Source organism: Pseudogulbenkiania sp. AW2-16 (assembly GCF_056824575.1).
On the sequence record NZ_CP157668.1, the window covers coordinates 2615545 to 2639382 of the forward strand.

Annotated in this window: 22 protein-coding genes and 2 pseudogenes; 15 read left to right on the forward strand and 9 right to left on the reverse strand. The window is 64.2% G+C overall.

The window, feature by feature from the left end; all coding sequences use genetic code 11:
• Nucleotides 1-9: 9 nt before the first annotated feature.
• Complete coding sequence (locus tag ABKF58_RS12735) at nt 10-417, reverse strand: YMGG-like glycine zipper-containing protein (protein ID WP_008953571.1); 408 nt, start codon at nt 415-417, stop codon at nt 10-12.
• Between the two features lie 516 nt (nt 418-933).
• Here ABKF58_RS12735 and ABKF58_RS12740 point away from each other — a divergent pair.
• The gene (locus ABKF58_RS12740) at nt 934-1272 is read left to right on the forward strand and encodes a YkgJ family cysteine cluster protein (RefSeq protein WP_482581062.1); all 339 of its coding nucleotides are present in this window, start codon (nt 934-936) and stop codon (nt 1270-1272) included.
• Between the two features lie 172 nt (nt 1273-1444).
• On the opposite strand, the gene ABKF58_RS12745 is transcribed toward ABKF58_RS12740, so the two are convergent.
• From ABKF58_RS12745 to ABKF58_RS12755, 3 genes are all read right to left on the reverse strand, one after another.
• A complete protein-coding gene (locus ABKF58_RS12745) occupies nt 1445-1798 on the reverse strand; it encodes a DUF2249 domain-containing protein (RefSeq protein ID WP_482581063.1) in 354 nt (117 codons plus the stop codon).
• A gap of 145 nt (nt 1799-1943) precedes the next feature.
• Nucleotides 1944-3260, reverse strand: coding sequence for a DEAD/DEAH box helicase (locus ABKF58_RS12750; protein WP_014087679.1), 1317 nt, complete (start codon nt 3258-3260; stop codon nt 1944-1946).
• 402 nt (nt 3261-3662) lie between these two features.
• Nucleotides 3663-4535 carry an NAD(P)-dependent oxidoreductase gene (locus ABKF58_RS12755; protein WP_482581065.1) on the reverse strand — a complete coding sequence of 291 codons (873 nt, stop codon included), beginning with the start codon at nt 4533-4535 and terminating at the stop codon, nt 3663-3665.
• Nucleotides 4536-4765: 230 nt separating this feature from the next.
• On the opposite strand from ABKF58_RS12755, the gene ABKF58_RS12760 reads away from it, so the two are divergent.
• Together ABKF58_RS12760 and ABKF58_RS12765 are read left to right on the forward strand one after the other, a co-directional pair.
• Complete coding sequence (locus ABKF58_RS12760) at nt 4766-5797, forward strand: EAL domain-containing protein (protein ID WP_482581067.1); 1032 nt, start codon at nt 4766-4768, stop codon at nt 5795-5797.
• Between the two features lie 76 nt (nt 5798-5873).
• Complete coding sequence (locus ABKF58_RS12765) at nt 5874-6716, forward strand: hypothetical protein (protein WP_482581069.1); 843 nt, start codon at nt 5874-5876, stop codon at nt 6714-6716.
• An 18-nt stretch (nt 6717-6734) separates the two neighbouring features.
• Here ABKF58_RS12765 and ABKF58_RS12770 read toward each other — a convergent pair whose 3' ends face one another.
• The 5 genes and pseudogenes from ABKF58_RS12770 to ABKF58_RS12790 all read right to left on the reverse strand — a co-directional run bounded on the left by ABKF58_RS12770 (nt 6735) and on the right by ABKF58_RS12790 (nt 11755).
• Nucleotides 6735-7535, reverse strand: a complete 801-nt coding sequence (locus tag ABKF58_RS12770; RefSeq protein ID WP_482581071.1) for a response regulator — start codon at nt 7533-7535, stop codon at nt 6735-6737.
• A 97-nt stretch (nt 7536-7632) separates the two neighbouring features.
• Nucleotides 7633-8634, reverse strand: a complete 1002-nt coding sequence (locus ABKF58_RS12775; protein ID WP_014087674.1) for a class 1 fructose-bisphosphatase — start codon at nt 8632-8634, stop codon at nt 7633-7635.
• Between the two features lie 112 nt (nt 8635-8746).
• Entirely contained in the window at nt 8747-9325 is a 579-nt protein-coding gene (locus ABKF58_RS12780; RefSeq protein ID WP_482581073.1) for a hypothetical protein, read from the reverse strand.
• Nucleotides 9325-9846: a C40 family peptidase gene (locus ABKF58_RS12785; protein ID WP_482581075.1), complete on the reverse strand. Its 522-nt coding sequence runs from the start codon at nt 9844-9846 to the stop codon at nt 9325-9327. The genes ABKF58_RS12780 and ABKF58_RS12785 overlap by 1 nt, the downstream gene beginning before the upstream one ends.
• A pseudogene (locus ABKF58_RS12790) lies at nt 9843-11755 on the reverse strand (ATP-binding cassette domain-containing protein). Before ABKF58_RS12790 ends, ABKF58_RS12785 begins: the two are co-directional and overlap by 4 nt.
• A gap of 144 nt (nt 11756-11899) precedes the next feature.
• On the opposite strand from ABKF58_RS12790, the gene ABKF58_RS12795 reads away from it, so the two are divergent.
• The 12 genes and pseudogenes from ABKF58_RS12795 to ABKF58_RS12850 all read left to right on the forward strand — a co-directional run bounded on the left by ABKF58_RS12795 (nt 11900) and on the right by ABKF58_RS12850 (nt 23808).
• Complete coding sequence (locus ABKF58_RS12795) at nt 11900-12253, forward strand: hypothetical protein (RefSeq protein ID WP_008953583.1); 354 nt, start codon at nt 11900-11902, stop codon at nt 12251-12253.
• A 7-nt stretch (nt 12254-12260) separates the two neighbouring features.
• On the forward strand, nt 12261-12728 hold the full coding sequence (locus ABKF58_RS12800) for a protein YgfX (RefSeq protein WP_482581076.1): 468 nt from the start codon (nt 12261-12263) through the stop codon (nt 12726-12728).
• 2 nt (nt 12729-12730) lie between these two features.
• Nucleotides 12731-14005 carry a bifunctional tetrahydrofolate synthase/dihydrofolate synthase gene (folC, locus tag ABKF58_RS12805; RefSeq protein ID WP_008953585.1) on the forward strand — a complete coding sequence of 425 codons (1275 nt, stop codon included), beginning with the start codon at nt 12731-12733 and terminating at the stop codon, nt 14003-14005.
• Nucleotides 14006-14012: 7 nt separating this feature from the next.
• Nucleotides 14013-14825: an SPOR domain-containing protein gene (locus ABKF58_RS12810; RefSeq protein WP_482581078.1), complete on the forward strand. Its 813-nt coding sequence runs from the start codon at nt 14013-14015 to the stop codon at nt 14823-14825.
• A gap of 6 nt (nt 14826-14831) precedes the next feature.
• Entirely contained in the window at nt 14832-15389 is a 558-nt protein-coding gene (locus ABKF58_RS12815) for a CvpA family protein (protein ID WP_482581080.1), read from the forward strand.
• A 28-nt stretch (nt 15390-15417) separates the two neighbouring features.
• The gene (gene purF / locus ABKF58_RS12820) at nt 15418-16953 is read left to right on the forward strand and encodes an amidophosphoribosyltransferase (protein WP_482581081.1); all 1536 of its coding nucleotides are present in this window, start codon (nt 15418-15420) and stop codon (nt 16951-16953) included.
• A 127-nt stretch (nt 16954-17080) separates the two neighbouring features.
• A pseudogene (locus tag ABKF58_RS12825) lies at nt 17081-18264 on the forward strand (O-succinylhomoserine sulfhydrylase).
• Between the two features lie 198 nt (nt 18265-18462).
• A complete protein-coding gene (locus ABKF58_RS12830; RefSeq protein WP_014087665.1) occupies nt 18463-19098 on the forward strand; it encodes a TetR/AcrR family transcriptional regulator in 636 nt (211 codons plus the stop codon).
• 117 nt (nt 19099-19215) lie between these two features.
• Complete coding sequence (locus ABKF58_RS12835) at nt 19216-21669, forward strand: acyl-CoA dehydrogenase (RefSeq protein ID WP_482581082.1); 2454 nt, start codon at nt 19216-19218, stop codon at nt 21667-21669.
• An 83-nt stretch (nt 21670-21752) separates the two neighbouring features.
• Nucleotides 21753-22151, forward strand: coding sequence for an acyl-CoA thioesterase (locus tag ABKF58_RS12840; RefSeq protein WP_482581084.1), 399 nt, complete (start codon nt 21753-21755; stop codon nt 22149-22151).
• 195 nt (nt 22152-22346) lie between these two features.
• A complete protein-coding gene (locus ABKF58_RS12845) occupies nt 22347-23501 on the forward strand; it encodes an OmpP1/FadL family transporter (protein WP_482581086.1) in 1155 nt (384 codons plus the stop codon).
• Nucleotides 23437-23808 (forward strand): OmpP1/FadL family transporter, encoded by a 372-nt coding sequence (locus ABKF58_RS12850; protein ID WP_482581088.1) that lies wholly within the window; start codon nt 23437-23439, stop codon nt 23806-23808. The genes ABKF58_RS12845 and ABKF58_RS12850 overlap by 65 nt, the downstream gene beginning before the upstream one ends.
• The last annotated feature ends 30 nt before the right edge of the window (nt 23809-23838 follow it).

Here is a 23838-nt window from a genome sequence, read left to right on the forward strand (position 1 = left end):
AGTCAGTGATCAGTCGTCCCAGCCGCGGCGCTCCCAGCCGCGATGCTTCCAGCCGTGATGCCGCCATTCCGGGCGGCCTGCCCAGTACGGGCCCGGGCCGTAATCCACGTAGCGCTCGCGTTCGATGATGACCGGGCGCGGGCGGACGTAGACCGGCTCCTCGACCACCACCGGACGCGGCGGGGCATAAACCACGGGTGCCGGCTCGTAGTAGTAGGGGCGCTGACTGATGGCGACCCCGGTCGCGGCACCCAGGGCACCGCCGACGATGGCTCCGTCACGCCCGCCGATGGACGAGCCGATGACGGCGCCGGCTGCACCACCGAGCGCACCACCCAAGACGGCGTCGGAATGTGCCTGGGCGGCGGTGGCCGCGAGCCCCAGCGACAGTACGGCAATCCATTTCTTCAGCAGCATGATCGTTCTCCCGTGTGTTGATGAGCCTAGTGTAGGCACTCCCCGGAGGTCGTGGGGCGGCAAACTGTTAGCAAATGTTTAGTACCGGAGGATGGTGACGCGGGAGGGGTGAGGGGCCGGCTTCGGGGCCGTGTCGCGCATGGCGTCGGGGCATGGCAAGCCCTTGTCCGGAAAGGATTATGCCGCATCGTGGCGACGGGAAAGGGCGCTGTCGGACGGATGCGAAGAGGGGGCAAAGTGTTAACGGCGCTTCATAAAATATCCGGTGGTCACTGTGTCGGCGAGGCTACATTGCCGTGGCTGAGGCGAGCGGTGGTGTGCTCGCCTCTGGCGATGCGGATCGGCGGGCGTCCCGGCCTGCGGTGTCGGTTTGAAGGACGATAGCGACCGCGCATGGTTGGCGACGGAGGCGGGGGCTCGGCATCGAAGCTGTGGATCAGGCCGACACCACTGTAACGGCCACCATGCCGTGCCGACCGCGGGCGTCGGGACGATGGGCGCCTTCAGGGGCTCTGCTTGACGGTGTTCTGGCGTTGCGGAAAAATCCTGTCCGCCCACATGGCGGGCCGTTTCAGTGGCGGCAAGGTGCCGCCTGGTGCGTTTTGTGTTTCTTTTTCCATCATGAGCGAAAAGAGCAATCCGTGTCTGCGTTGCGGCGCCTGTTGCGCCGCCTTCCGCGCCTCGTTCTACTGGGCCGAAGCCGATGACGGCGGCGGTCCGGTCCCGCTGCCTCTCACCGAAAAAATCAACGATTTCGCCGTTGCATGCGCGGCACCTGGTCCGACTCGCCGCGTTGTGTGGCCTTGCAGGGCGAGGTTGTGCTATCTACCCGCAGCGCTCGTCGACCTGCCGTGAGTTCGAGGCCTATACCGAGGCGCGCAACAGGGCGCGGGGGAAGTACGGGCTGGCCGAGCTGCCGGTACTCGTCGCGGCCGCCTGAGCTTAGCTCAGCGTCCGTGACGCAGGGTACAAAAAAACGCCGGCCCCGCACAAGCGGGACCGGCGTCATGGTGTGTCGGTGCAGGGCTTAGTGGCCGGAGCAGCCGCAGCCACCGCCGCCGCCGCAACCGCCGCCCTGGGCCGGCGCTTCACTTACGGCTTGCTGCTGGCCGTCGGCCGCCTGCTCGCCCAGCTGCACCTTGAAATCGATAACGATGTTGCCCGGCTCGCGGGCGACGTAGCTGAAGGTCAGCTGGTGGCCGTAGCGCTGACGCAATTGGTCCAGCAGCGGCAGCGGATCGTGATCGTTGATGAAGCGCATGGTGTCGCCGTCGTACAGCGATTCGATGGCGCCGAAAATGGCGGCATGACGGAAACGCTTGGCTACGCCGCGCGCGTCGAAGGGGAAGACGTTGTTGTCGAGTACCGGCAATTCGCTCATGGTAGGGGTCCTGTCATGTGGGTGAACAGTTGGCAGGATGCCCGTAGCAAGGCGACGCATCCTTGAGCGAAGATAAGAAAAGTGCGAGCCGGAACGACAGGCAAGAAAAATGGCGACCGAGGTCGCCATTTTTCATTGCTGCCGCTTAGTCGGCGGCGCGAGTGGTGCGGTTGCCGTAGCCGCCGCCGCTGCCACCCTGGCGCGGACCACGGTTACCGTAGCCACCGCTGCCACCCGGCTTGCGGTTGTTGCCGCCGTAGCCGCCGCCACGACGCTCACCCGGCTTGCCGCTACCGGCGCGGCGCGGGCCACCCTTCGGCGGGCGACGGGTCGGTTCCATGCCTTCGATCACGCCTTCGGTGATCTGGCGCTTCAGGTACTGCTCGATGCGGCGCACCTTGTGGAATTCCTTGGACTCGGCCAGGGTGATCGCTACGCCGTCACGACCGGCACGACCGGTACGACCGATACGGTGCACGTAGTCTTCGGCCTGCTTCGGCAGGTCGTAGTTGACCACGTGGGTGATGGTCGGCACGTCGATGCCGCGCGCAGCAACATCGGTGGCCACCAGGATGCGCACGCGGCCGCGACGCAGGTCGTTCAGGGTGCGGTTACGCCAGTTCTGCGGCATGTCGCCGTGCAGGCAGGCGGCAGCGTAGCCCTGGTCCGACAGCTTGTCGGCCAGCTCTTCGGAACCGATCTTAGTGGCGGTGAAGATCACCGCCTGGTCGAAGCCGGCTTCCTTCAGGATGTGGTCGAGCAGACGCTCTTTGTGACGGTTGTCGTCGGCGTACAGCAGGTGTTCTTCGATGTTGCCGCCGGTTTCTTCGCGGGCGATTTCGATACGCTGCGGGTCGCGGGTGAGCTTCTGTGCCAGCTTGCCGACGGTGCCGTCCAGCGTGGCCGAGAACAGCACGGTCTGGCGGCTGTCCGGGGTGGCCTTGACGATGGTTTCGATGTCTTCGATGAAGCCCATGTCGAGCATGCGGTCGGCTTCGTCCAGGATCAGCATTTCCAGGCGCGAGAAATCGATACGGCCGGAACGCATGTGGTCCATCAGGCGACCCGGGGTGGCAACCATGATGTCAACCGGGCGCGCCATGGCGCGGATCTGGTAGCCGAAGGAGGCGCCGCCGACCAGGCACACGGTGCGCAGCCAGCGCAGTTGGCTGCCGTATTCGGTGGCGTTCTTTTCCACCTGCTGCGCCAGTTCGCGGGTCGGGGTCAGCACCAGGATGCGCGGGCCCTGGCCCGAGCCGGTGGAGCGTTCGGTCAGCTTCTGCAGCGAGGGCAGCAGGAAAGCGGCGGTTTTGCCGCTACCGGTCTGCGCCGAAACCAGCAAATCGTGGCCAGCCAGCGCGGCCGGGATCGAGGCGGCCTGAACCGGAGTCGGGGTGGTGTAGCCGGCAGCGTCGAGAGCGGAGGTAATAGCGGGGGCGAGGCCCAGATCAGCAAAATGCATGATGTCCTTTCAGTGCCGGCATGTCCGGCGTCACTTGGCCTGGTATAGGCGGGATGCGGTGACCATCTTCAAAATCGGGTCACCCGACTCATCGGCACTAACCAAGCAAGCGGCGAACAGCGGTCCGGAAAAGGAGCATTCCGTGGTCGAAGCCTAAAATAGCGGTCAGGGACGATGAAACTCTGTTTGAGCGGGGCAAAGGCGTGAACTGCTAACTGCAGGGGGAGAACAACGAAGAAGCCCGGCTGAAACTTCAAGAGGCCGGATAGTACGGGAAAAAAGCCGCCTGGCAAGTTATTCCGCCAAACAGCCTTTCTAAGTGATTGATTTGCGTGTGTCTTGTCGCGGGCGTCCGGAAAATTTCACTCCGCCGCCCACGTGGCAGGCAGCCACAGTGCCGTATCAGGGCTCCCGATACAGTTGCACCACAGTGCTCAGGTCGGCCTGAGCGTGGCCCTGTCCGGCGTGCAGGCGCATCAGCTGGTCGGCCAGCGCCGCCAGGGGCGAGCTCGCGCCGGCCTCGCGTGCCAGCTTGACCGCGTTGTCGAGGTCCTTGAGCAGCGTCGCCACCTTCCATTGCACCGGCTCGAAGCGCTGGCTGGCCATGCGCGGTGCCAGGATCTGCAGCGGCAGCGAATCGGCAAAGCCGCCCGCCAGCGCCGGCGCCAGCAGTGCAGCGTCGACGCCGGATTTTTCTGCCAGCGAGACCGCCTCGGCAATCAGCAGCGCGTTGGCGGCGACGATCAGCTGGTTGCATGCCTTGGTGACTTGGCCGGCTCCGACCGGGCCCATGTGGGTCAGACGCTGACACAGTGCCGCCGCCAGCGGGCGCAGGCGGGCGATGTCGTCTTCCTGCCCGCCCGCCATGATCACCAGTTGGCCGCTTTCCGCCCCGCGCACCCCGCCCGACACCGGTGCATCGACCCAGTGCATGCCGCACTGCGCCTCCAGTCGCGCCGCCATCTCGCGCGTGGCGGCCGGTTCGATGCTGGAAAAATCGACCAGCAGCTGATCCGGGCGGCCGTGCGCGGCGAGGCCGTCCGCGCCGAGCACCACCGCTTCGACGGCCAGCGTATCCGACACGCAGCTCATCAGCAGGGTGCAGTCACGAGCCAGTTCGGCCAGGCTGGTTGCGATGTGGGCGCCGTGTCCGGCCAGGGCCTGGCTTTTCTCCGTGCTGCGGTTCCAGACGGTGACGTGATGCCCGGCGGCCAGCAGCCGCCTGACCATGGGCTGACCCATCAGGCCCAGGCCGATAAATCCGATCCGTTCCATGCGCTATTCCTGTTGCTGGGGGCGTTCATGGTAGCGGGGCCGGGTGCCGGCTGTCATCGGGCGTATGCCGTGGCCGGCGGAACAGCCGGGCGGAACGAATAAAACCAGCTTGGTCTTTATCTACGATGAATGTGACATTATCCTGAGAGCTCGCCATCCACAGCGGGGTGGCGGTAGCGCACACGACGCTGGACGAGCAGGATGAAATCAGTCATGGGGCGAGAGGCGGAATGCGCAAGTTGAAAATGGTGTGGGGCAGGGCGCTGTTGGGGGCTCCCGCGTGGGCCGTCTATGTCTCGGCCATGGTGCTGTGCGTCCTCGTCGGGGTGCTGCTGGTGACGCTGGAGTCGCGGCTGGCGCTGGCCATGGGCGGGTTGCTGGCGCCGCTGTTGATGGCGTTGCTGGCGGGGGGCGCTCTGGGCTGGGCCATCAACAGCACCAAGGACAGCCGTAATTCCAATAACTGGGAGATCGCCCAAGGGCTGCGCAAGCGCGAGTTTTTCGTCCACTACCAGCCCATCGTCACGGCCCAGTCCGGTCATTGCATCGGTGTCGAGGTGCTGGCGCGCTGGCGCCATCCGGTGCAGGGCTTCATCCCCTCGCAGCTGTTCATTCCGGCGGCGGAGGAGGCCGGACTGATCGTGGCGCTGACCCGCTACCTGCTGCGCTGCGTCGGCCACGAACTGGGGCAGATGATGCTGCCAGCGGGGTTCGTGGTCGGCGTCAATATATCCGCCAGCCACCTGACCACGCGCGACATCATCGAGGACTGCCGGTTGCTGCTGTCGGTGTTGAAGGACAAGCACATCCAGCTGGTGCTGGAAGTGTCCGAGCGGGTCGCGCTGGAAGAGCACGAAGAGAGTCTCAAGGTAGTGCGCGAGCTCAAGGCCATGGGGGTCCAGCTGGCGCTCGACGACTTCGGTGCCGGCCACGCCGACCGTCGCTACCTGCAAACCTGGGGTTTCGACTACCTCAAGGTGGAAAAGGGCTACGTCTCGGCCATCGGCAAGGAGGGCTTCCAGGGCAACATCCTCGACGACATCCTGGTCAATGCGACCCAGCTCGGCCTCAAGGTGATGATCAAGGGCGTGGAAACCCAGGGGCAGCAGAGCTACCTCAACGCCAAGGGCTTCCAGTTCCTGCAGGGCTTCTTCTTCGGGCGGCCGATGACGTTGAATCATTTCCGCCGCTGGCTCTACGCCGAAGTGGCGTCCGAGACCGAGTCGCCGCGTCCGGCGGCGCCACGGGTGGAAGGCACCTGAGCCCGCTTCAGGGCAGGCTTTGAACGGCAAAACCAAGGTCGGCTACAATCCGGCCTTTTTCTTGGCGGACATCCCGATGAGTATGCAATACGGTGTGCAGCGTTACGCCCTGACCCGGCCTTGGGCCAAGCGCGTCGGGCAACTCTTTTCCCAGCCCGGCAGCGCCACGTTGGCCGAAGATGCTGTCGGCGCACTGGTCGGGCGTGAGCTGGCCCGGGTTGCCCAAGTCTACGGCGAGGCGGACGGTGTGTCCGAGGCCGAGCTCGTGCTGGCATTGGCGTACGGCAGCCACGTCCGGCACGGCCGCCTGATCGCGGAGTTCGACGCCGGACTGGCACGGGCGTTGGCGCACACGCGACTGCCGTCCCATCTGCCGGATACGCTGATCCTGCCGGCGGAGGCCTTCTTTCTGCAGGTGAGCGGCGAGGCCAGCGGCGGGGCCTTCATCCGCCATCGGCCTGCGGACCGGCAGCTCGATCTGGTGCTGGTAGAGGCGGCGTTCTCAGGGCAGGGGACGAACTGGTGGCAGGTTCCCGAGCCGCTGTGGGCGCTGACGGTCAGCTACCCCGGCGAGCTGGCGCCGCAACTCGACGGCGTGCCGGCGCCGTGGCGTCCGCTGCTGGAATCGGTGTTGAACGGTTTCGCCATGATGACGCAGCCGAAGGTGACGCTGGAAGCGGTATGGGAAGCGGGCTCCACGGCGGAATGGGTGGCGGCGGCCACGCACCCGACTTGTCCCAAGACGCGCCAGAAAGGGCGTGGCGCGCTGCTCAAGGCGGGATTCATCGAGGTGACGCGCTGTCAGGTGCCGGAGCTGCCGGGGCTGGACGGCGTGGCGAACAGCGCCGGCTACTGGCGCCGCCAGGCACTGGGTGACGACAAGAGCCGCAGCCGGCTGGTCTGGGTGGCGCCGCGCTGACCGCGCCACGCCCTCGGGTCAGGTGCGCTCGGCGACGAACTGCCTGACCAACTGGCGGATCACCGCGGTGTCGAACGGCTTGTCGCACACTGCCGACACCCCGGCGTCCTGCACCGCCGCCAGCCGGCGCTGGTCGGTTTCGCTCGAGACCATCAGGATCGGCACGGTGAACTGCATGCTCTGGGTGCGGATGTACTCCACCAGTTGCTTGCCGTCCATGTGCGGCATGTTGTAGTCGGTCACCACCAGGTCGAAGTGGGTGGCGTTGATCAGCGGCACCGCCTCGCTGCCGTCCTCGGCTTCGGCGATCTGCTCGAAGCCGATTTTTTCCAGCACGGTGCGGATCAGGCGGCGCGAAGTGGCGCTGTCGTCGACGATCAGCACCTTCAGCATGCTGAAATCCTCGTCGCACTCGTTCAGCATCGGATCGCTGTTGAGGTACTCCAGCACGTTGCCGAGCGCCTTGTCGAGCTGAGCGGTGGTGAACGGCTTGGGCAGGATCGCCAGCGCGCCGGCCTGGCGTACCGGGTTGAGGTAGTGCGGCTTGGTCTCGCTGGAGATCAGGATGAACGGGCGGTCCCGGTGGGCGGGCTGTGCCCGCAGCGTATAGACCAGTTCGGTGCCGGTCATGTCGGGCAGGTAGAGCGCGCTGATCACCACGTCCGGGGTGTGCTGCTGCAGGTGCTGCAGCAAGGCTTGCCCGCTGTGGAACACGTCCACATTGCGGATGCCCAGTTCGTTCAGGGCATGGCGGATGATCTGGGCCTGCAGCGGCGAGGGCTCGGCCAGGGCGATGGTCAGGAGCTGTGGAAGCGGCACGTCGGCGTCCTCGTTGGCTTGGCGGGATGGGATGTTACCGTCCGGTCGGACGGTTGGCCGAAAAAAGCCCGTGCGCGGCACGGGCTGATTGTGGGGCTTACTCCGCGTGGTAGCGGGTGACGAGTTCCACTTCTTCCTTGGAACCCAGGAACACCGCCACGCGCTCGTGCAGCTTGGCGGGCTGGATGTCGAGGATGCGCTGATGGCCGTTGGTGGCGACGCCGCCGGCCTGCTCGATGATGAAGGCCATCGGGTTGCCTTCGTACATCAGGCGCAGCTTGCCCGCCTTGGACGGGTCGCGCGCGTCTTTCGGGTACATGAAGATGCCGCCGCGAATGATGATGCGGTGCACTTCCGCCACCATCGATGCCACCCAGCGCATGTTGTAGTCCTTGCCGCGCGGCCCGGTGGTGCCGGCCAGCAGCTCGTCCACGTAGCGTTTCACCGGGGCCTCCCAGTGGCGCATGTTGGACATGTTGATGGCGAATTCCTTGGTGGCTTCCGGTACGCGCATGTCCGGGTGGGTCAGCACGAAGCTGCCGTTCTCGCGGTCCAGCGTGAAGCCGTGCACGCCGTTGCCGAAGGTCAGCACCAGCATGGTCTGCGGGCCGTACACGGTGTAGCCGGCGGCGACCTGGCTCGTGCCCGGCTGCAGGAAGTCGGCCTCGGTCGGCTGCGTTACGCCCTCGGGGCAGCGCAGCACCGAGAAGATGGTGCCGACCGAAATGTTGACGTCGATGTTGGACGAGCCGTCGAGCGGATCGAACAGCAGCAGGTACTCGCCCTTCGGGTATTCGCCCGGGATGGCGTGCGGGAGTTCCATCTCTTCCGAGGCCATCGCCGCCAGGCTGCCGCCCCATTCGTTGGCTTCCAGCAGCACGTCGTTGGCGATTACGTCCAGCTTCTTCTGCGCCTCGCCCTGTACGTTACCGGTGCCGGCCTCGCCCAGCACGCCCGACAGCGCGCCCTTGTGCACGGAGTGGCTGATGGCCTTGCAGGTGCGGGCGATGGTTTCGATCAGGAAACGCAGTTCCGGCGGAATGCTGCCTTGCTTGCGCTGCTGCTCGATCAGGAAGCGGCTGAGGGTGGTGTGACTCATGGATATCCTCTGTATCGGGGTGGGCTGCCGCCGGGGCGTATCGGCCGGCGGAAAGAACAGGCGGCATTATAACGCTTCGACAGGGCTTGCTGTTAGCGCGTCAGGGCCGGCGTCAGTCTGGCTTGTTGCGGCTCAGGGTGACGCGCAGCGCGTCGGGGACGGTGCGGATGCCGGTAATGGCAATGCGCTCGGCCAGGGGTTGGCCGAACACCGGCCGCTCCAGCCAGCCCGCCACGCGCGGCAGGCGGTCGAGGTGCAGCGTGAGCCGCTGCGACCCGCTCGACAGCCACGCCAGCGGCTCCGTCAGCTTGCGGATGAGCCGTTCCCCCCAGCCCGCTTCCAGCGTGGCCAGCACCAGCCCGGTCAGGGCGCGCCGCGCCAGCGAGGACGAGCGTGCCTCGCCTTTCAGGGTATAGGCCAGCACCAGCTCGCGCCGCGCCCAGTCCACCGGCAGAAAGTGGAAGCGGATGGCGAGCCGTGCCGGCGCCGGGCGCAACACCTCGAGCGTCAAGAGGCCGGCGTCGTCGGCGAGTTCGAGGTCGAGCACGGTGAAGTCGTCGCCGTCCAGGTGCTTGCGTAACTGCGCCAGCAGCAGCTCGCGCGGCAGCGAGAAGCCGTCGCGATGCAGGCGCGGCAGCCGGGCCGAGGTTTTCTGCCGGGCTTCGGCCAACCTTGAGCTCCAGTGGCGCATCAGTCGAACAGCGTGCGCGCGCCTTCGAAGCGCGCGGCGAAGTAGCGGTTGTCGAGGCGCTCGACGCGGATGGTGCTGTTGCTGCGCGGCGCGTGCACGAACTTGCCGTCGCCGATGTAGATGCCCATGTGCGAGAACGGCCGATTCATGGTGTTGAAGAACACCAGGTCGCCCACTTGCATGCGGCCGGCCTCGATCGGCCGCGCCACGCTGGCGATCTGCGCCGCGTTGTGCGGCAGCTTCACGCCGACGGCGTTCTGATAGATGTAGCTGACCAGGCCGCTGCAATCGAGCCCGGCCTCGGGGTTGCTGCCGCCGAAGCGGTAGTCGAGGTCCAGCAGGCCCAGGGTGTACATCAGGATCTCGCGCCCGGCGCCATCCGCCGTGAGTCCCGACAGGGTCGGGCTGGCCGGCGGACGCGGCCGGCTGCCGGCCGTCTTGCGGGGCGGGGCGCTGCTGCAGGCCGCCAGCGTGGCGGCCACGACGGCAACGATGAGGGCGGAGATCCGGCGAGAGGTCATCCCTGTTTGCTTTCCAGTTCTTCCCAGCGCGCCAGCTTTTCCAGCAGCAGCTCGTCGATCGCTTCGATGCGTTGCTGCCAGGCGATGGCCTCGCGTGGGGTGTCGCGGTAACAGTTCGGGTCGAGCAGTTTCTGATTCAGCCCGGCCTGCTCGGCTTCCAGTGCGGCGATCAGCTCGGGCAGGCCGGCCAGTTCGCGCGTTTCATTGTAGGACAGCTTGGTGCGCCCGCTCTTCGGCTTGTCCAGGGGCTTGTCCTGGCGCGCCATCGGGGCCTTGACGGCCGCTTCGGCCGGCTTCAGCGCCGCCATGCGCGCCTTGGTGTCGATCCAGTCCTGATAGCCGCCTGGGTATTCCTCCAGCTTGCCGTCGCCCTCGAAGGCGATTACCTGCGTCACCACGTTGTCGAGGAAGGCGCGGTCGTGGCTTACCAGAAACACCGTGCCGCTGTACTTGTCGATGACGTCTTCCAGCAATTCCAGGGTGTCGATGTCGAGGTCGTTGGTCGGCTCGTCCAGTACCAGCACGTTGGCCGGGCGGGTGAACAGGCGTGCCAGCAGCAAACGATTCCGCTCGCCGCCCGAGAGCGAACGCACCGGGCTGCGGGCGCGCTGCGGCGAGAACAGGAAGTCCTCCAGGTAGCTCATCACGTGCTTTTTCTGCCCGGCGATCTCGACGAAATCGTTGCCCTGGCTGATCACGTCGGCCACACTCATGTTCTCGTCCAACTGCTCGCGGAACTGGTCGAAGTAGGCGATCTCGAGCTTGCTGCCCTGCTTGACGGTGCCGCTGTCCGGCGCCAGTTCGCCCAGAATCATCTTCAGCAGCGTGGTCTTGCCAACCCCGTTGGGGCCGATCAGGCCGATCTTGTCGCCACGTAGGATGCGCGTGGTGAAGTCGCGCACGATGACCTTGTCGCCGAAACGCTTGCTGACGTGTTCTAGCTCCGCCACCAGCTTGCCCGAGCGTTCGCCGGCGTCGAGCTGGAAGTTGACCTGGCCCACGCGTTCACGCCGTGCTGCGCGCTCGCGGCGGATCTGCTCCAGCCGGCGCACGCGACCCTCGTTGCGGGTGCGGCGCGCCTCGATGCCCTTGCGGATCCACACTTCTTCCTGGGCGTGGTACTTGTCGAACAGGCGGTTCTGTTCTTCCTCCACCGCCATCTCCTCGGTCTTCTTCGTCTGGTAGGCGGAAAAGCTGCCGGGGTAGCTGCGCAGGATGCCGCGGTCGAGCTCGACGATGCGCGTGGCGACGTTGTCGAGGAAGCGGCGGTCGTGGGTGATCAACAGCACACTGCCGGCGAAATTCTTGATCAGCCCCTCCAGCCATTCGATGGCGGAAACGTCGAGATGGTTGGTCGGTTCGTCCAGCAGCAGCACGTCCGGCTTGGCGGCCAGCGCCCGCGCCAGCGCCACGCGTTTTTCCAGCCGCCCGACAGTTCGCTGATGCGGGTGTCGGCGTTGAGGTCGAGGTAGGAGAGGGTGGTGGCGATCAGGGCGTCAAACTGCCAGCCGTTGCGCGCCTCCAGCTCATGCTGGATGTGCTCCATGTCGGCCAGCAGGGCTTCATGATCGGCCGCCGGGTCGGTCAGCGCCTGGGTCGCCTTGTGATAGTCGGTGAGCAACGCCTTGAGGTCGCCCAGTCCTTCGGCCACGGCTTCGAACACCGTGTGGCCGGGATTGAATTCCGGCTCCTGCGGCACGTAGGCCACGCGCACGTCGCCCTTGATGTTGATGCGGCCGTCGTCCAGCGCCACGGTGCCGGCGATGCCCTTGAGCAGGGACGACTTGCCGGCGCCGTTGCGGCCGATCAGTCCGACCACCTCGCCGGGTTCCAGCACGAAATCCACCTTGTCCAGCAGCGCATTGTGCCCGAAAGCCGGGCAGGCCTTGTCGACCGTGATGAGAGCCATGAGTCTGCAATGATCCAGAGATACCGTAATGCGCCGAATTGTAGCACGGGCGCGAAGTCCGCTTCGCGCGCGGCCGGCCGGGCTGTTACAATGCGCGCCATTACCGCCGGCCCCACCCGCGGCCGCTTTAGCGAAAGGAATTTCATGTACTTCGTCGATCGATCCGTCGCCGTCATCAAGCCGAAAGAGCCGTTCCTGAACTGGCTGAACAACGTGCCGGGCAACGACACCGATCTCACCCTCGACAGCCTGCGCGCCGACTGCACGGTGATCCTGCTGCCCGAATTCACCGACCCGGAAGAAGGCGTGTCGCGTATCGACGACATGGCCGACCAGCTGTTCAAGATCGAACTGGCTTCCTGGTACGAAGACGAAGCGTTGTGGCCAACCGATCGTTCGCTGAAAGCCTTCTGGGAGTGGTTCGACGTCGAAATCCACTCCACCGTGCTCGACAGCGTCGACGAAGACATCCACAACTACCCGGCTGCCGAGCTCTGAGCCAGCCATGACCGCGCGCCAGCGTGCCGTGCCGCCGTTTGCCGTCGAGCTCAGCCCCTCGCGGATTTGGCTCGCGCTGCTGATCGGCTGTGTACTGGCATGGGTAGCGGCCAGCCTGTACTACCTGCCGCTGGCCATGGCGGCCTGGCTGCTGCTGCCCCTGCCCGCCGTGTTGTGGCACGGGCTGCGCCATGACGGCTGGTGGCCGTCGCGGCAGCGCATCGGCCGCCTCGAGGTCTCGCCCCAGGGGCAACTGGTGGCCTGGTTCGGCCCCTTCGCCGTGCCGGCCGATATCGAGTGCGACACGGTGATCACCCCTTGGCTGGTGGTCGTGAATCTGAGGCTGGAAGGGCGTCGCCGCTCGCTGCTGTTGTGGCCGGATTCCGCCACTCGGGAATCCTTGCGCGCCTTGCGGGTCTATCTGCGCTGGTTCCACGCATCGGAGCCCGCCTCCGCCCCGAATCTGAATACATAACCATGACAAACACGACACCGACTACGTTGCCAGAGTGGCTGTCACACCTGGAAAGCTTGCACCCTGTCACCATCGAGATGGGGCTTGAGCGCGTCCGCCGCGTGCGCGACGCCATGGGGCTGGCGCCCCGTTGCCCGATCGTTCTGGTGGCCGGGACCAACGGCAAGGGCTCGGTCTGCGCCATGCTGTCCACCATGCTCAACCGGGCCGGTTTCAAGGTCGGTACCTATACCTCGCCGCACTTGCTGCGCTACAACGAGCGTGTCGCCATCGACATGCAGCCGGTCAGCGACGACCTGATCGTGCAGGGCTTCGCCGCCGTCGAGGCCGCGCGTGGCGAGACCTCGCTGACCTATTTCGAATTCGGCACCCTGGGCGCCGTCAAGACCTTCGTCGATCAAGAAGTCGACGTGATGGTGCTGGAAGTGGGCCTGGGCGGCCGCCTGGATGCGGTTAACGTGTTCGAGCCGGACGTCTCGGTGGTGGTCAGCGTCGATCTCGACCACCAAGCCATCCTCGGTGACAACCGCGAAGACATCGGCTTCGAGAAGGCCGGCGTGTTCCGCGCCGGCAAACCGGCGATCTGCGCCGATGCTAACCCGCCGCAGCGCCTGCTCGACCACGCCGCCGAAATCGGCGCCGACCTCAAGTTGTACGGCCGCGACTTCGGCTTCAACAAGCTGGAAAACCAGTGGTCGTTCCGCATGGGCGAGGTGTTTCGCCATGCCTTGCCGTTCCCGGCGCTGCGCGGCAGCTACCAGCTGGTCAACGCCTCCACCGCGCTGGCGGTGCTCGACTGCCTGAAGGAAAAACTGCCGGTGAGTATCGGCGCGGTCAAGCGCGGCCTGCTTGAAGTCGATTGGCCGGGGCGCTTCCAGGTCCTGCCGGGTCGCCCGCTGGTGATCCTGGATGTCGGTCACAACCCGCACGCCGTCAAGGCCATGGTGGCCAACCTGAAGAAGCTGGCCTTCGCCGAAAACCGCTACGCCGTGTTCTCGATGCTGGCCGACAAGGACCTCGATGCCGTCGTCGAACTGGCGCGCGGCGAGTTTGATGGCTGGTTCGTCGGCGGCCTCGACATGCCGCGCGGGCAGAGCGGGGCGCAACTGGCGGAACGCCTGGCGGGTCTTGGCGTGCGTAACGTGAATGTGTACGACACCGTCGCCGAGGCGTGGGCGGCTGCCTTATCGGCAGCCGGGGAAAATGATAGAATTGTCGCATTCGGCTCGTTCCACACCGTTGCCGCGGTGCTCGAGGCGCGACATCACACATCCTGAGGAAGGCATGCCCGGACTGTCCACCCATGAGGAACTGATTCTGCTGCGCAAGCGCGCGCGCCGCCGCCTGGTTGGCGCCATCGTGCTGGTGCTGGTGTCGACCGTCGTCTTGTGGAAGGTGGTTGGCAGCGTGCCGGAGCAGCAGATGAAGCCGGAGTCGGTCGAGATCGTCGGCCAGAAAGCGTCCGAGGCGCCGTCGGCCGCTGCCTCGCCGAATCCCGACGCAGCGGTTGCCGCCGGTGCAGATGGCGCCCCACCGGAGGATGCCGCCGATTCGGCCGCGGCGGCGACGCAGTTGCCAGCCAAGCTCGATGACGCTGCACCGACACCGGTTGCCCCATCCGCGCCGCGACCGCCTGCCGTCGTGCCCGAGACCAAGTCCGAGGCCAAAACATCCGTCAAGGAAGAGCCCAAGCCGCATCCCAAGGCCGAAGTCAGGCTCGAGCCCAAGCCGGAACCCCGGCAGGAGCCCAAGAAAACCGAAGCGCCGGCACCGAAGAAATCCGACCCTGCGGCCATTCTGGAAGGGCGCGCCGAGGCCGAGCCGGCCAAGGCTGCTCCCAAGGAGCAGAGCCAGCCGACGGCGGGCAACGGCAATGTGGTGATCCAGTTGGCGGCGCTGTCCGACCCGGCCAAGGCCGAAGCCTTGAAGTCGCGGTTGTCGGCGCTGGGTGTGACGGCGCATTTCAGCAAGGTCGAAACCAGCAAGGGCAATGTTACCCGCGTCAGGGTTGGCCCCTTCGGTTCCCGTGCCGAGGCCGAAAGCGTCCTGAAAAAACTGTCTAGTGCCGGTGTGACGGGCATTATCGTTAGCCGATAAGACACAATGACCGTTTTCGACTATATCGTCATTGCTATCCTGGCGGGTTCGGTCATCATCGCGCTGATGCGGGGTCTGGTGGCCGAGGTGCTGTCGTTGGGCTCGTGGATCGCGGCGCTGTGGTGCGCCAAGGAGTTCGCCCCGACGCTGGCCGGTTTCCTGCCGGCGGAACTGACGAGCGAAGGATTGCGTCTGGCCGCCTCCTTCATCGCCCTGTTTTTCCTGGTCTGGCTGGCCACGGCGCTGCTCCGCGTGGTGCTGACCGGCCTGATCGATTCGATCGGCTTGGGTGCCGTCAATCGCGTGCTGGGTGCCGTGTTCGGGCTCGCGCGCGGCGGCGTTCTGGTGACGGTCATGGTTTTGCTGGGCGGTCTGACCGATATGCCCAAGCAGCCGATGTGGCGCAACGCCCTGTTCGCCGCGCCATTCGAGGCCGCCGCGTTGTCCTTGCGGCCTTGGCTTCCGCCCAAGATGTCGGAGCATCTGAACTTCTCGGGGCGGCGAAGCGAAACGTTGCGGCATGGCCCGGCGCAGGAGTCGCCGGATCGTGCTTTATATTCTTAAGTTCTGTTGGTAGTTGGGAAAACTTGAAATGTGTGGAATTCTAGGCGTGGTCGGGCAGACTCCCGTCAATCAGCTGTTGTACGACGGCCTGCAACTGCTGCAACACCGGGGTCAGGATGCTGCCGGCATCGTGACGGCCAACGGGAAGTCTTTTCACATGCACAAAGGCAGTGGCATGGTGAGAGACGTGTTCCGTACCCGCAACATGCGCTCGCTGCTGGGTAACGCCGGTATCGGCCACGTACGCTACCCGACTGCCGGTTCGGCGTCGAACCTGGCCGAAGCGCAGCCTTTCTACGTCAATTCGCCGTTCGGCGTGGTGCTCGCGCACAACGGCAACCTGACCAATACCGACGAACTCAAGGCGGACATGTACCGCTATGACTTGCGTCATATCAATACCAACTCCGATTCCGAAGTGCTGCTCAACGTGTTCGCCCACGAACTGGCGCAGCGCGTCGAGGGCTACGAGCTGTCGGTCGACGCGGTATTCGAGGCGGTCGAGGCGGTGCACCGCCGCGTGCGCGGCGCCTATGCTGTGGTCGCGATGATCGCCGGGTACGGCCTGGTTGCGTTCCGTGACCCCAACGGCATCCGTCCGCTGGTGATCGGCACCAACGACAGCAACGGCAAGACCGAGTACATGTTCGCTTCGGAGTCGGTGGCACTGGATTGCTCCGGCTTCAAGGTGCTGCGTGACGTCGAGCCGGGCGAGTGCGTGTTCGTCAATTTCGATGGCGACTTCCACGCCCAGCCGAGCAAGGGGCCGACCCGCCATGCGCCATGCCTGTTCGAATTCGTCTACTTTGCCCGCCCCGACTCGGTGATCGATGGCGCCTCGGTGTACCAGGCGCGTACCGTGATGGGCGAAACGTTGGCCGAAAAGATTCGCCGCGTGCTGCCGCAGCTGGATATCGACGTAGTGATGCCGATTCCCGATACCAGCCGCCCCAGCGCCCTGCAGCTGGCCAACCACCTGGGCCTGCCGTACCGCGAGGGCTTCATCAAGAACCGCTACATCGGCCGTACCTTCATCATGCCGGGCCAGGCGGTGCGCAAGAAGTCGGTGCGTCAGAAGCTCAACCCCGTGGCGTGCGAGTTCAAGGACCGTAACGTGCTGTTGGTGGATGACTCGATCGTCCGCGGCACCACCTCCAAGGAAATCGTGCAGATGGCACGCGACGCCGGCGCCAAGAAAGTCTATTTCGCCTCGGCGGCTCCGGCGGTGCGCTTCCCCAACGTCTACGGCATCGACATGCCGACCCGTGCCGAATTGTTGGCCACCGGGCGCACCGAGGAAGAGATCGCTGCCGAGATCGGTGCCGATGCGGTGATCTATCAGGATCTGGATGCCTTGAAGGACGCCGTGCACAGTGTCAACCGCGAACTGCGCGACTTCGAGACCTCGTGCTTCAACGGTGAGTACATCACCGGGGACATCACCGAGGCCTATCTCGACGCCATCGAGAACGCACGGCGTGACGGCAAGGGTCAGAAGGAAGAGGTTGAAGGCGCGCAGCCGGTCGATCTGAACCTGAACGTCGCCGAGCAGAACTTGATTTGACCATGCGCCCCGTGGGGGCGCATTTTTCTTCCCGCATCCGGAGCCTGTCGCGTCTCTCCCGGGCCGCTGCCGCGGCCTCGTCAGGGGCGTGTCGGGCTCCGGGTGCATTAACCGGCGGTGGAATGTTATGACTGAAAAGAACAACCTCCTTTCGCTGCATCCGGAGACCCTGGCCATCCGGGCCGGACTGGAAGCCAGCCAATTCCATGAGCACAGTCAGGGACTCTACCTGACCTCCAGCTTTACCTTCGACACTGCCGAGGAAGGCGCGGCGATGTTCATCGGGCAAAAGCCCGGCTACACCTATTCCCGCTTCACCAACCCGACGGTAAATGCATTCCAGGAGCGCCTGGCGGCACTGGAAGGCGCCGAGCGGGCCATCGCTACCGCGAGCGGCATGGCAGCGATCCAGGCGTGCATGATGTCCCTGCTGAAGGCGGGCGACCACATCGTCGCCTCGCAGAGCCTGTTCGGCTCCACGATTAACCTGTTCTCCGGCACCCTGTCCAAGTTCGGCATCGAAACCACCTTCGTCGATGCTGGCGATCTGCAGGCCTGGCGTGCCGCGGTCAAGCCGACTACCCGGCTGTTTTTCCTGGAAACGCCGTCCAACCCGCTCACCGAAGTGGCCGACATTGTCGCCATCGCCGACATTGCCCATGAAGCCGATGCTCTGCTGGTGGTCGATAACTGCTTCTGTTCGCCCGCCCTGCAGCAGCCGCTGAAGTTGGGCGCCGACCTGGTGGTGCATTCGGCCACCAAGTACCTCGACGGTCACGGCCGGGTGCTGGGCGGGGCCGTGGTGGGGTCGAGCGCCCTGATCGAGCCGATCTACCTGCACGTGCGCACCGCCGGGCCTTCGCTGGCCCCGTTCAATGCCTGGGTGCTGTTGTCCGGCATGGAGACACTGTTCATCCGCATGGAAAAGCAATGTGCCTCCGCGCTTGAACTGGCACGCTGGCTGGAGGCGCATCCGGCCATCGAGCGGGTATTCTACCCGGGGCTCGCCAGCCATCCCCAGCACGCACTGGCGATGCGTCAGCAGAAACTGGGGGGGCGGTCGTCTCCTTCGTGGTGAAGGGCGGGCGCGAGGCCGCGTGGAGGCTGGTGGACGCGGTCGAGATCATTTCCCGCACCGCCAACCTGGGCGACGTGAAGAGCACCATCACCCATCCGGCCTCGACGACGCATGCCCGCATCACCCAGGAGGCCCGGGAAAAAGCCGGCATCGTCGAAGGTCTGCTGCGTGTGGCCGTGGGCCTCGAGCATGTCGACGATCTGAAAAACGACATCGCACGCGGTCTCTGTTAGTATTTATATGTTTGTTTGAAACGGCAGGCTACTATCAAGGTAGCCTGCCATTTTTTTGTGCGGGAGGTGGCAGGAATCTGATCGGGCGATGATTTTCTTGACACTAATCGATCTGAAACTTAAGTTTGAAACGATTGTTCGAGAGCTATTATGGGCAATGCAAGTCAATCCGTAAAAACAAAGAAAGCACCAGAGATCATGGAAGCGAGCAAACCCGATACCGCAACGCGCATTCAGGATGTCGCCGAGCGCCTGTTCGTCGAGCACGGTTTCGAGGCCACCTCGCTTCGCATGATCACGCAGCAGGCCGAAGTCAATCTGGCCGCGGTGAACTACCATTTCGGTTCCAAGGATGCTCTGTTCGAGTCCGTGTTCATGCGCCGGCTTGCCCCGCTGATTTCGGGTTGCCTGGCTGAACTGGACGAGCTGGAGCAGCAGGGCGGGAAGCTGGAAGTCGAAGACCTGGTCAAGACATTCATTCGACCCTGTCTTGCCTTGTCTAAGGATCCGTCTCGCGGCGGGGCGCTGTTTGTCCGCCTGCTATCGCGTACCCTGGTGGAAAACCACCGTCAGCTGCGTGAAGTCATCTCCCAGCAATACAGTGTGTTTGTCCAGCGTTACTCGGTGGCTTTCCAGAAGGCGCTGCCGGAACTGGGGACGGAGGAACTGGCCTGGAGGATGCACTTTGCCTTCAGCGTCATGTTCAATGCCTTTGCCGGTAACGATGTACTGAAGATTTTCGTGCGCAGCCAGGTGGTTTCTGCCCGGGACCCGGACATGATCGTCAAGCATCTGGTGCCCTTTGTCGTTGCCGGGTTGACTTCGCCTGCCTGAGGGGCGATCCAGTTCCGTTTTTAGCCGCCGGGGTGACGGTAAGCCGCACCAAGGCTGGCCGTGAGGGGCTTGGGCGCGGGGCTGGGTCGGGAAGGGTCAACACGAGGTAACACCATAATGATATCTGCCGTCCTTGTTGTCGCGCTGGTCGGGGGGCTGGCGTATTTTCGCGCTCCGGTTCTGGCCTGGACCATCGGCCTGGCCGGCTGGCTGCTGGTCTCCCAGTTCGCCCTCAACGTCCCGGTTCCCGCCGCGCTCTGGATCGTGTTTACCATCCTGGCGCTGGTGCTGAATGTCACGCCATTGCGGCGGGCCTTGCTCACCGGGCCGCTATTCCGGCTTTTCAAGAAGATTACCCCGGCAATGTCGCAGACCGAGCAGGAAGCGATCAATGCCGGCACGGTGTGGTGGGATCGCGACCTGTTCTCCGGCAAGCCGGACTGGCAACGGCTGTTGTCTTATCCGGAGCCCCGGCTGACGCCCGAGGAGCAGGCATTTCTCGATGGCCCGACCGAGGCGCTGTGCCGCATGGTCGACGACTGGCAGGTCACCCACGAGCTCAAGGATCTGCCTCCGGCGGTGTGGCAGTTCATCAAGGACAACGGCTTCCTGGGCATGATCATCAAGAAGCAGTACGGCGGGCTTGAATTCTCCAATTACGCCCACGCCAAGGTGGTGACCAAGATCGCCACTCGCGGCGGTACGGCGGCAGTCACGGTGATGGTGCCCAACTCGCTGGGGCCAGGGGAGTTGCTGCAGCATTACGGCACCGCAGAGCAAAAAGACTACTACCTGCCGCGTCTGGCCCAGGGGCTGGAGATTCCGTGCTTTGCCCTGACCAGCCCGCATGCCGGCTCCGACGCCGGCAGTATTCCGGACTACGGCGTGGTGTGCCGAGGTTCTTATACCGACCCGCGTAGCGGCGAGCTTCACGACAACGTGCTGGGCATCCGTGTGAGCTGGGAGAAGCGTTGGATCACGCTGGCGCCGGTGGCGACCATCCTCGGCCTGGCCTTCAAGCTGTATGATCCGGACCGGCTGTTGGGCGACAAGGTTGAGATCGGCATCACCTGCGCCCTGGTGCCGACGACGCACCACGGGGTGATGATCGGACGCCGCCATTGGCCGGGCGGCACCGCCTTCATGAACGGGCCGACCTGGGGCAAGGACGTGTTCATTCCACTGGAGTGGGTCATTGGTGGCCGAGACTACGCGGGCCAAGGCTGGCGCATGCTGGTGGAGTGTTTGTCGGTAGGGCGGTGCATCTCCCTGCCGGCCATGTCGGTCGCCTCGGGCAAGTTCGCCACCTACGTCACCGGTGCCTACGCCCGTATTCGGGATCAATTTGGCCTGCCGATCGGCAAGTTCGAAGGGGTGGACGAGGCGATGGCACGCATCGCCGGCTACACCTACCAGATGGAAGCGTCGCAGGACCTGGCGCTGACCGGCCTGGATATGGGTGAGAAGCCCTCGGTACTGTCGGCGGTGCTGAAGTACCACAATACCGAGCGCATGCGTAAAACCCTGAACGACGCAATGGATGTGCATGGCGGCAAGGCCGTGGTGCTGGGGCCGCGCAATTATCTGGCGCAAGTCTACCAGTCGATCCCGATCGCCATCACGGTGGAAGGGGCCAATATACTGACCCGCTCGATGATCATCTATGGCCAGGGCGCCATCCGCTGCCATCCGTTCGTCTTGCGCGAGATGCGCGCGGCCATGGAGGACGATGGCCGGGAGTTCGATCTGGCCATCACCGGGCATGTCAATTTCGTCATCAGCAACGTGGTGCGTTCCTTCTGGCTGGGCTTGACCGGCAGCCGCCTGGCGATGTCGCCCAAAGCGGGTGCGACGGCACGCTATTATCGGCAGCTGACCCGTTTCTCCACGGACTTCGCCCTGCTGTCGGACATGGCCATGTTCAGTCTTGGCGGCACCCTCAAATTCCGTGAGAAACTGTCGGCTCGACTCGGCGACATGTTGTCTAACCTGTATATCGCCTCGGCCTGTCTGAAGCGCTTCGAGCGTGACGGGGCGCCGCAGGAGGACTTGCCGGTGCTGCAATGGGCGGTGGAAAACGCGATCTACGAGTTGCAGCAGGCGATGGACGGTTTCCTGGCCAACCTGCCGAATCGGGCGTTGTCGTTCGTGTTGCGCCGGGTGATCTTCCCGTGGGGGCTGACGCTCAAGCCGGCTGGCGACAAGATCGGCACCCGGGTGGCGCGTGCCATGATGGAGGAGGGCGGAACCCGCGCCCGGCTGACGCATGGCATGTATGTGCCGCAGGACGAGCGCGATGCGGTCGGGGTGCTCGCCCCGGCGTTACAAGCAATCGTCGAAACCGAGCCTATCGAGCAACGGCTGCGGAAGTGGGCCCGCGAGGGCCGGTTTGCCACGATTACGGCACGCGAGAGGTTGGCCGAAGCGCGGCATGCCGGCTTGCTCACCCAGGCCGAGTTCGATGCGGTCACACGCGCGCGCAAGCTCAAGCGGGACGTCATCATGGTCGACGACTTCGACAGTTCGCTGACCCAGCATGACGAGGCCTTGCTCGAGCGTCTGATTTTCTGATCATCCAGGACCGGTTCCGCTAGCGGGGCCGGTTCGTCCGGGAACGGGCTTTCTTCCGAAGCGCCATTTCCCGGAGCGACCCTGTGTTGGAGTACAACCCTATGAATACATCGCAAGCCCGCATCCCGACCCTGCGCGTCAGGGCCCTGCCATCCAGTACCAACGCCTATGGGCAGGTTCAGGCCGGGTGGTTGATGGGGCAGATCGACATGGCGGGCAGCATGGTCGCCGAACGTTTGTCGAAAGGGCCGGTGACCACGGTTGCGGTCAATGCCTTCCAGTTTGCCGCCCCGATTCAGGTCGGGGATACCGTCAGCCTGTACGTGGACACCTTGCGTGTCGGACAGAAATCGCTGACGTTCAAGATTTGCGTGCTGGCCGAGCGCTTGCAGGGAGAAGAGGTGCTGGTGACGGAAGTGATCGTCACGTTTGTAGCAATCGATAGCAACGGCAAGTCGCGCCTGCTGTCCAAAGCCGACTGACTTTTTAGCGTATCCATTAACGGAAAGGCCTACTGTTGCCATTATGTTGAATCAAACGTTCGTTTCGAACAAACGATCGTAAATTTCTGGACAAGCCAAGGGGCCCTCAATAGTATCGACGAGGCGTAGGCACCACATGAGTGCATCTCGCCACGAGGCATCTAGCCAAATAAAAGATACAAGGAGAGGGATAACATGAAACTCAAGAGTCTCAGCTTGTCCGTGATGGTGGGACTGGCGTTCGGACTGCCGGTTCCTGCTGCCATGGCTTCGGGCTATCACTTTGGCTCGCAAAGCGTTTCGGCGCAGGGGACATCTCACGCCAACAGCGCCGAAGCCGCGGATGCCTCGGTATTGTTCTACAACCCGGCGGGCATGTCCTTGCTCGAAGGGACCCAGTTTGCAGGCGGTCTGACCTTCGTCATTCCGGACTCGTCCTATACCGATCACGGTTCCACCAACTACCTTGGTCAATCGACCGGTAGCGGCAATGGCGGCACCTACGCGCCGGATTTGGTGGTGGCGCCGTCGTTTTATCTGACCCACCAGCTCAACGACCGGGTGCACATCGGTCTGGGGATATTCGTACCGTATGGCGCCAAGCTGGATTACGGCAGCAATTGGGCCGGGCGTTACAGCCTGGAAAAGATTGATATGAAAACGATCAACATCAATCCGTCCATTTCCTTCAAGCTGGACGATCGCCAATCCCTCGGCTTCGGCGTGTCGGCGCAGTACATGGATGCCGAACTGGTGCAGGGGGCGGACGCCAAGACGGGGGTCGCCTTGTTGGCAGCCAAGCGTCTGGGTCTGTCGCCGACGAGTCCGCTTGTTCAGGGTGCCTTGGCGAGTTATGGCATCAGTGGCGACGGCACCGGCACGGTCAACGGGGACGATTGGGGCTTCGGCTGGAACGTCGGTTATATGTTCAAGCTGGATGACCGTACCCGCTTCGGTTTGGCCTACCGTTCCAAGGTGAACCACACCCTAAAGGGGACATGGGACTGGGACTTCTCCAACGTAACGGGCGCGGTTCCCAATGCCATCCTCACCGGTTTGCCTGTCCCGGGCTCCACGTCTGTTGCAACGTTGGCCGGCATGGAGCACCCCGACTCCAACGCCACCGTCAAAGTGGTGACTCCCGAGTCCGCTTCGGCCAACTTCTTTCACGAGCTGAACGACAAGATCGATGTGATGGGCGACCTCACCTGGACTCGCCACTCGCGCCTGAACGAGATCCGAATCCAGCAGAGCACCGTCAACGGCGTGTCGCAGGGTGACCTCGGTGATCAACCAGCAATGGAAGAACACCTACAAGCTGTCGCTGGGGATGAACTATCACTACAGTGACAACTTGCTGCTGCGCACCGGCGTCGCCTACGACCAGTCCCCGGTGAAGAACGACAACCTGCGTCACCCGGCGTTGCCGGACAGCGACCGCTACTGGTTCTCGGTGGGCGCCAACTACAAACTCAACAAGCAGTCCTCGGTGGACCTGGCGTACAGCTACGTCTACTTCAAGGATGGCAACATGAACTATACCGACAGCTGCAATCCGGCTGGCGGTGCGTCCTGCACCGGCAACGGCGAAACAACCAAGGGCGAATACAAGACCAACCTGCAGATCGTCGGCGTGCAGTACAACTACCACTTCTAAACGCCTCACGCGTTAGAAGGGTGAAAGCAA

What these genes read in the sequence shown, in the direction of transcription:
- ABKF58_RS12735 (WP_008953571.1), bottom strand. Translation starts at nt 417, where the DNA reads ATGCTGCTGAAGAAATGGATTGCCGTACTGTCGCTGGGGCTCGCGGCC.
- ABKF58_RS12775 (WP_014087674.1), bottom strand. Translation starts at nt 8,634, where the DNA reads ATGAGTCACACCACCCTCAGCCGCTTCCTGATCGAGCAGCAGCGCAAG.
- ABKF58_RS12815 (WP_482581080.1), top strand. Translation starts at nt 14,832, where the DNA reads ATGACCGTTTTCGACTATATCGTCATTGCTATCCTGGCGGGTTCGGTC.
- ABKF58_RS12780 (WP_482581073.1), bottom strand. Translation starts at nt 9,325, where the DNA reads ATGCGCCACTGGAGCTCAAGGTTGGCCGAAGCCCGGCAGAAAACCTCG.
- ABKF58_RS12765 (WP_482581069.1), top strand. Translation starts at nt 5,874, where the DNA reads ATGAGTATGCAATACGGTGTGCAGCGTTACGCCCTGACCCGGCCTTGG.
- ABKF58_RS12750 (WP_014087679.1), bottom strand. Translation starts at nt 3,260, where the DNA reads ATGCATTTTGCTGATCTGGGCCTCGCCCCCGCTATTACCTCCGCTCTC.
- ABKF58_RS12835 (WP_482581082.1), top strand. Translation starts at nt 19,216, where the DNA reads ATGATATCTGCCGTCCTTGTTGTCGCGCTGGTCGGGGGGCTGGCGTAT.
- ABKF58_RS12760 (WP_482581067.1), top strand. Translation starts at nt 4,766, where the DNA reads ATGCGCAAGTTGAAAATGGTGTGGGGCAGGGCGCTGTTGGGGGCTCCC.
- ABKF58_RS12810 (WP_482581078.1), top strand. Translation starts at nt 14,013, where the DNA reads ATGCCCGGACTGTCCACCCATGAGGAACTGATTCTGCTGCGCAAGCGC.
- purF (WP_482581081.1), top strand. Translation starts at nt 15,418, where the DNA reads ATGTGTGGAATTCTAGGCGTGGTCGGGCAGACTCCCGTCAATCAGCTG.
- ABKF58_RS12785 (WP_482581075.1), bottom strand. Translation starts at nt 9,846, where the DNA reads ATGACCTCTCGCCGGATCTCCGCCCTCATCGTTGCCGTCGTGGCCGCC.
- folC (WP_008953585.1), top strand. Translation starts at nt 12,731, where the DNA reads ATGACAAACACGACACCGACTACGTTGCCAGAGTGGCTGTCACACCTG.
- ABKF58_RS12830 (WP_014087665.1), top strand. Translation starts at nt 18,463, where the DNA reads ATGGAAGCGAGCAAACCCGATACCGCAACGCGCATTCAGGATGTCGCC.
- ABKF58_RS12755 (WP_482581065.1), bottom strand. Translation starts at nt 4,535, where the DNA reads ATGGAACGGATCGGATTTATCGGCCTGGGCCTGATGGGTCAGCCCATG.
- ABKF58_RS12845 (WP_482581086.1), top strand. Translation starts at nt 22,347, where the DNA reads ATGAAACTCAAGAGTCTCAGCTTGTCCGTGATGGTGGGACTGGCGTTC.
- ABKF58_RS12745 (WP_482581063.1), bottom strand. Translation starts at nt 1,798, where the DNA reads ATGAGCGAATTGCCGGTACTCGACAACAACGTCTTCCCCTTCGACGCG.
- ABKF58_RS12795 (WP_008953583.1), top strand. Translation starts at nt 11,900, where the DNA reads ATGTACTTCGTCGATCGATCCGTCGCCGTCATCAAGCCGAAAGAGCCG.
- ABKF58_RS12800 (WP_482581076.1), top strand. Translation starts at nt 12,261, where the DNA reads ATGACCGCGCGCCAGCGTGCCGTGCCGCCGTTTGCCGTCGAGCTCAGC.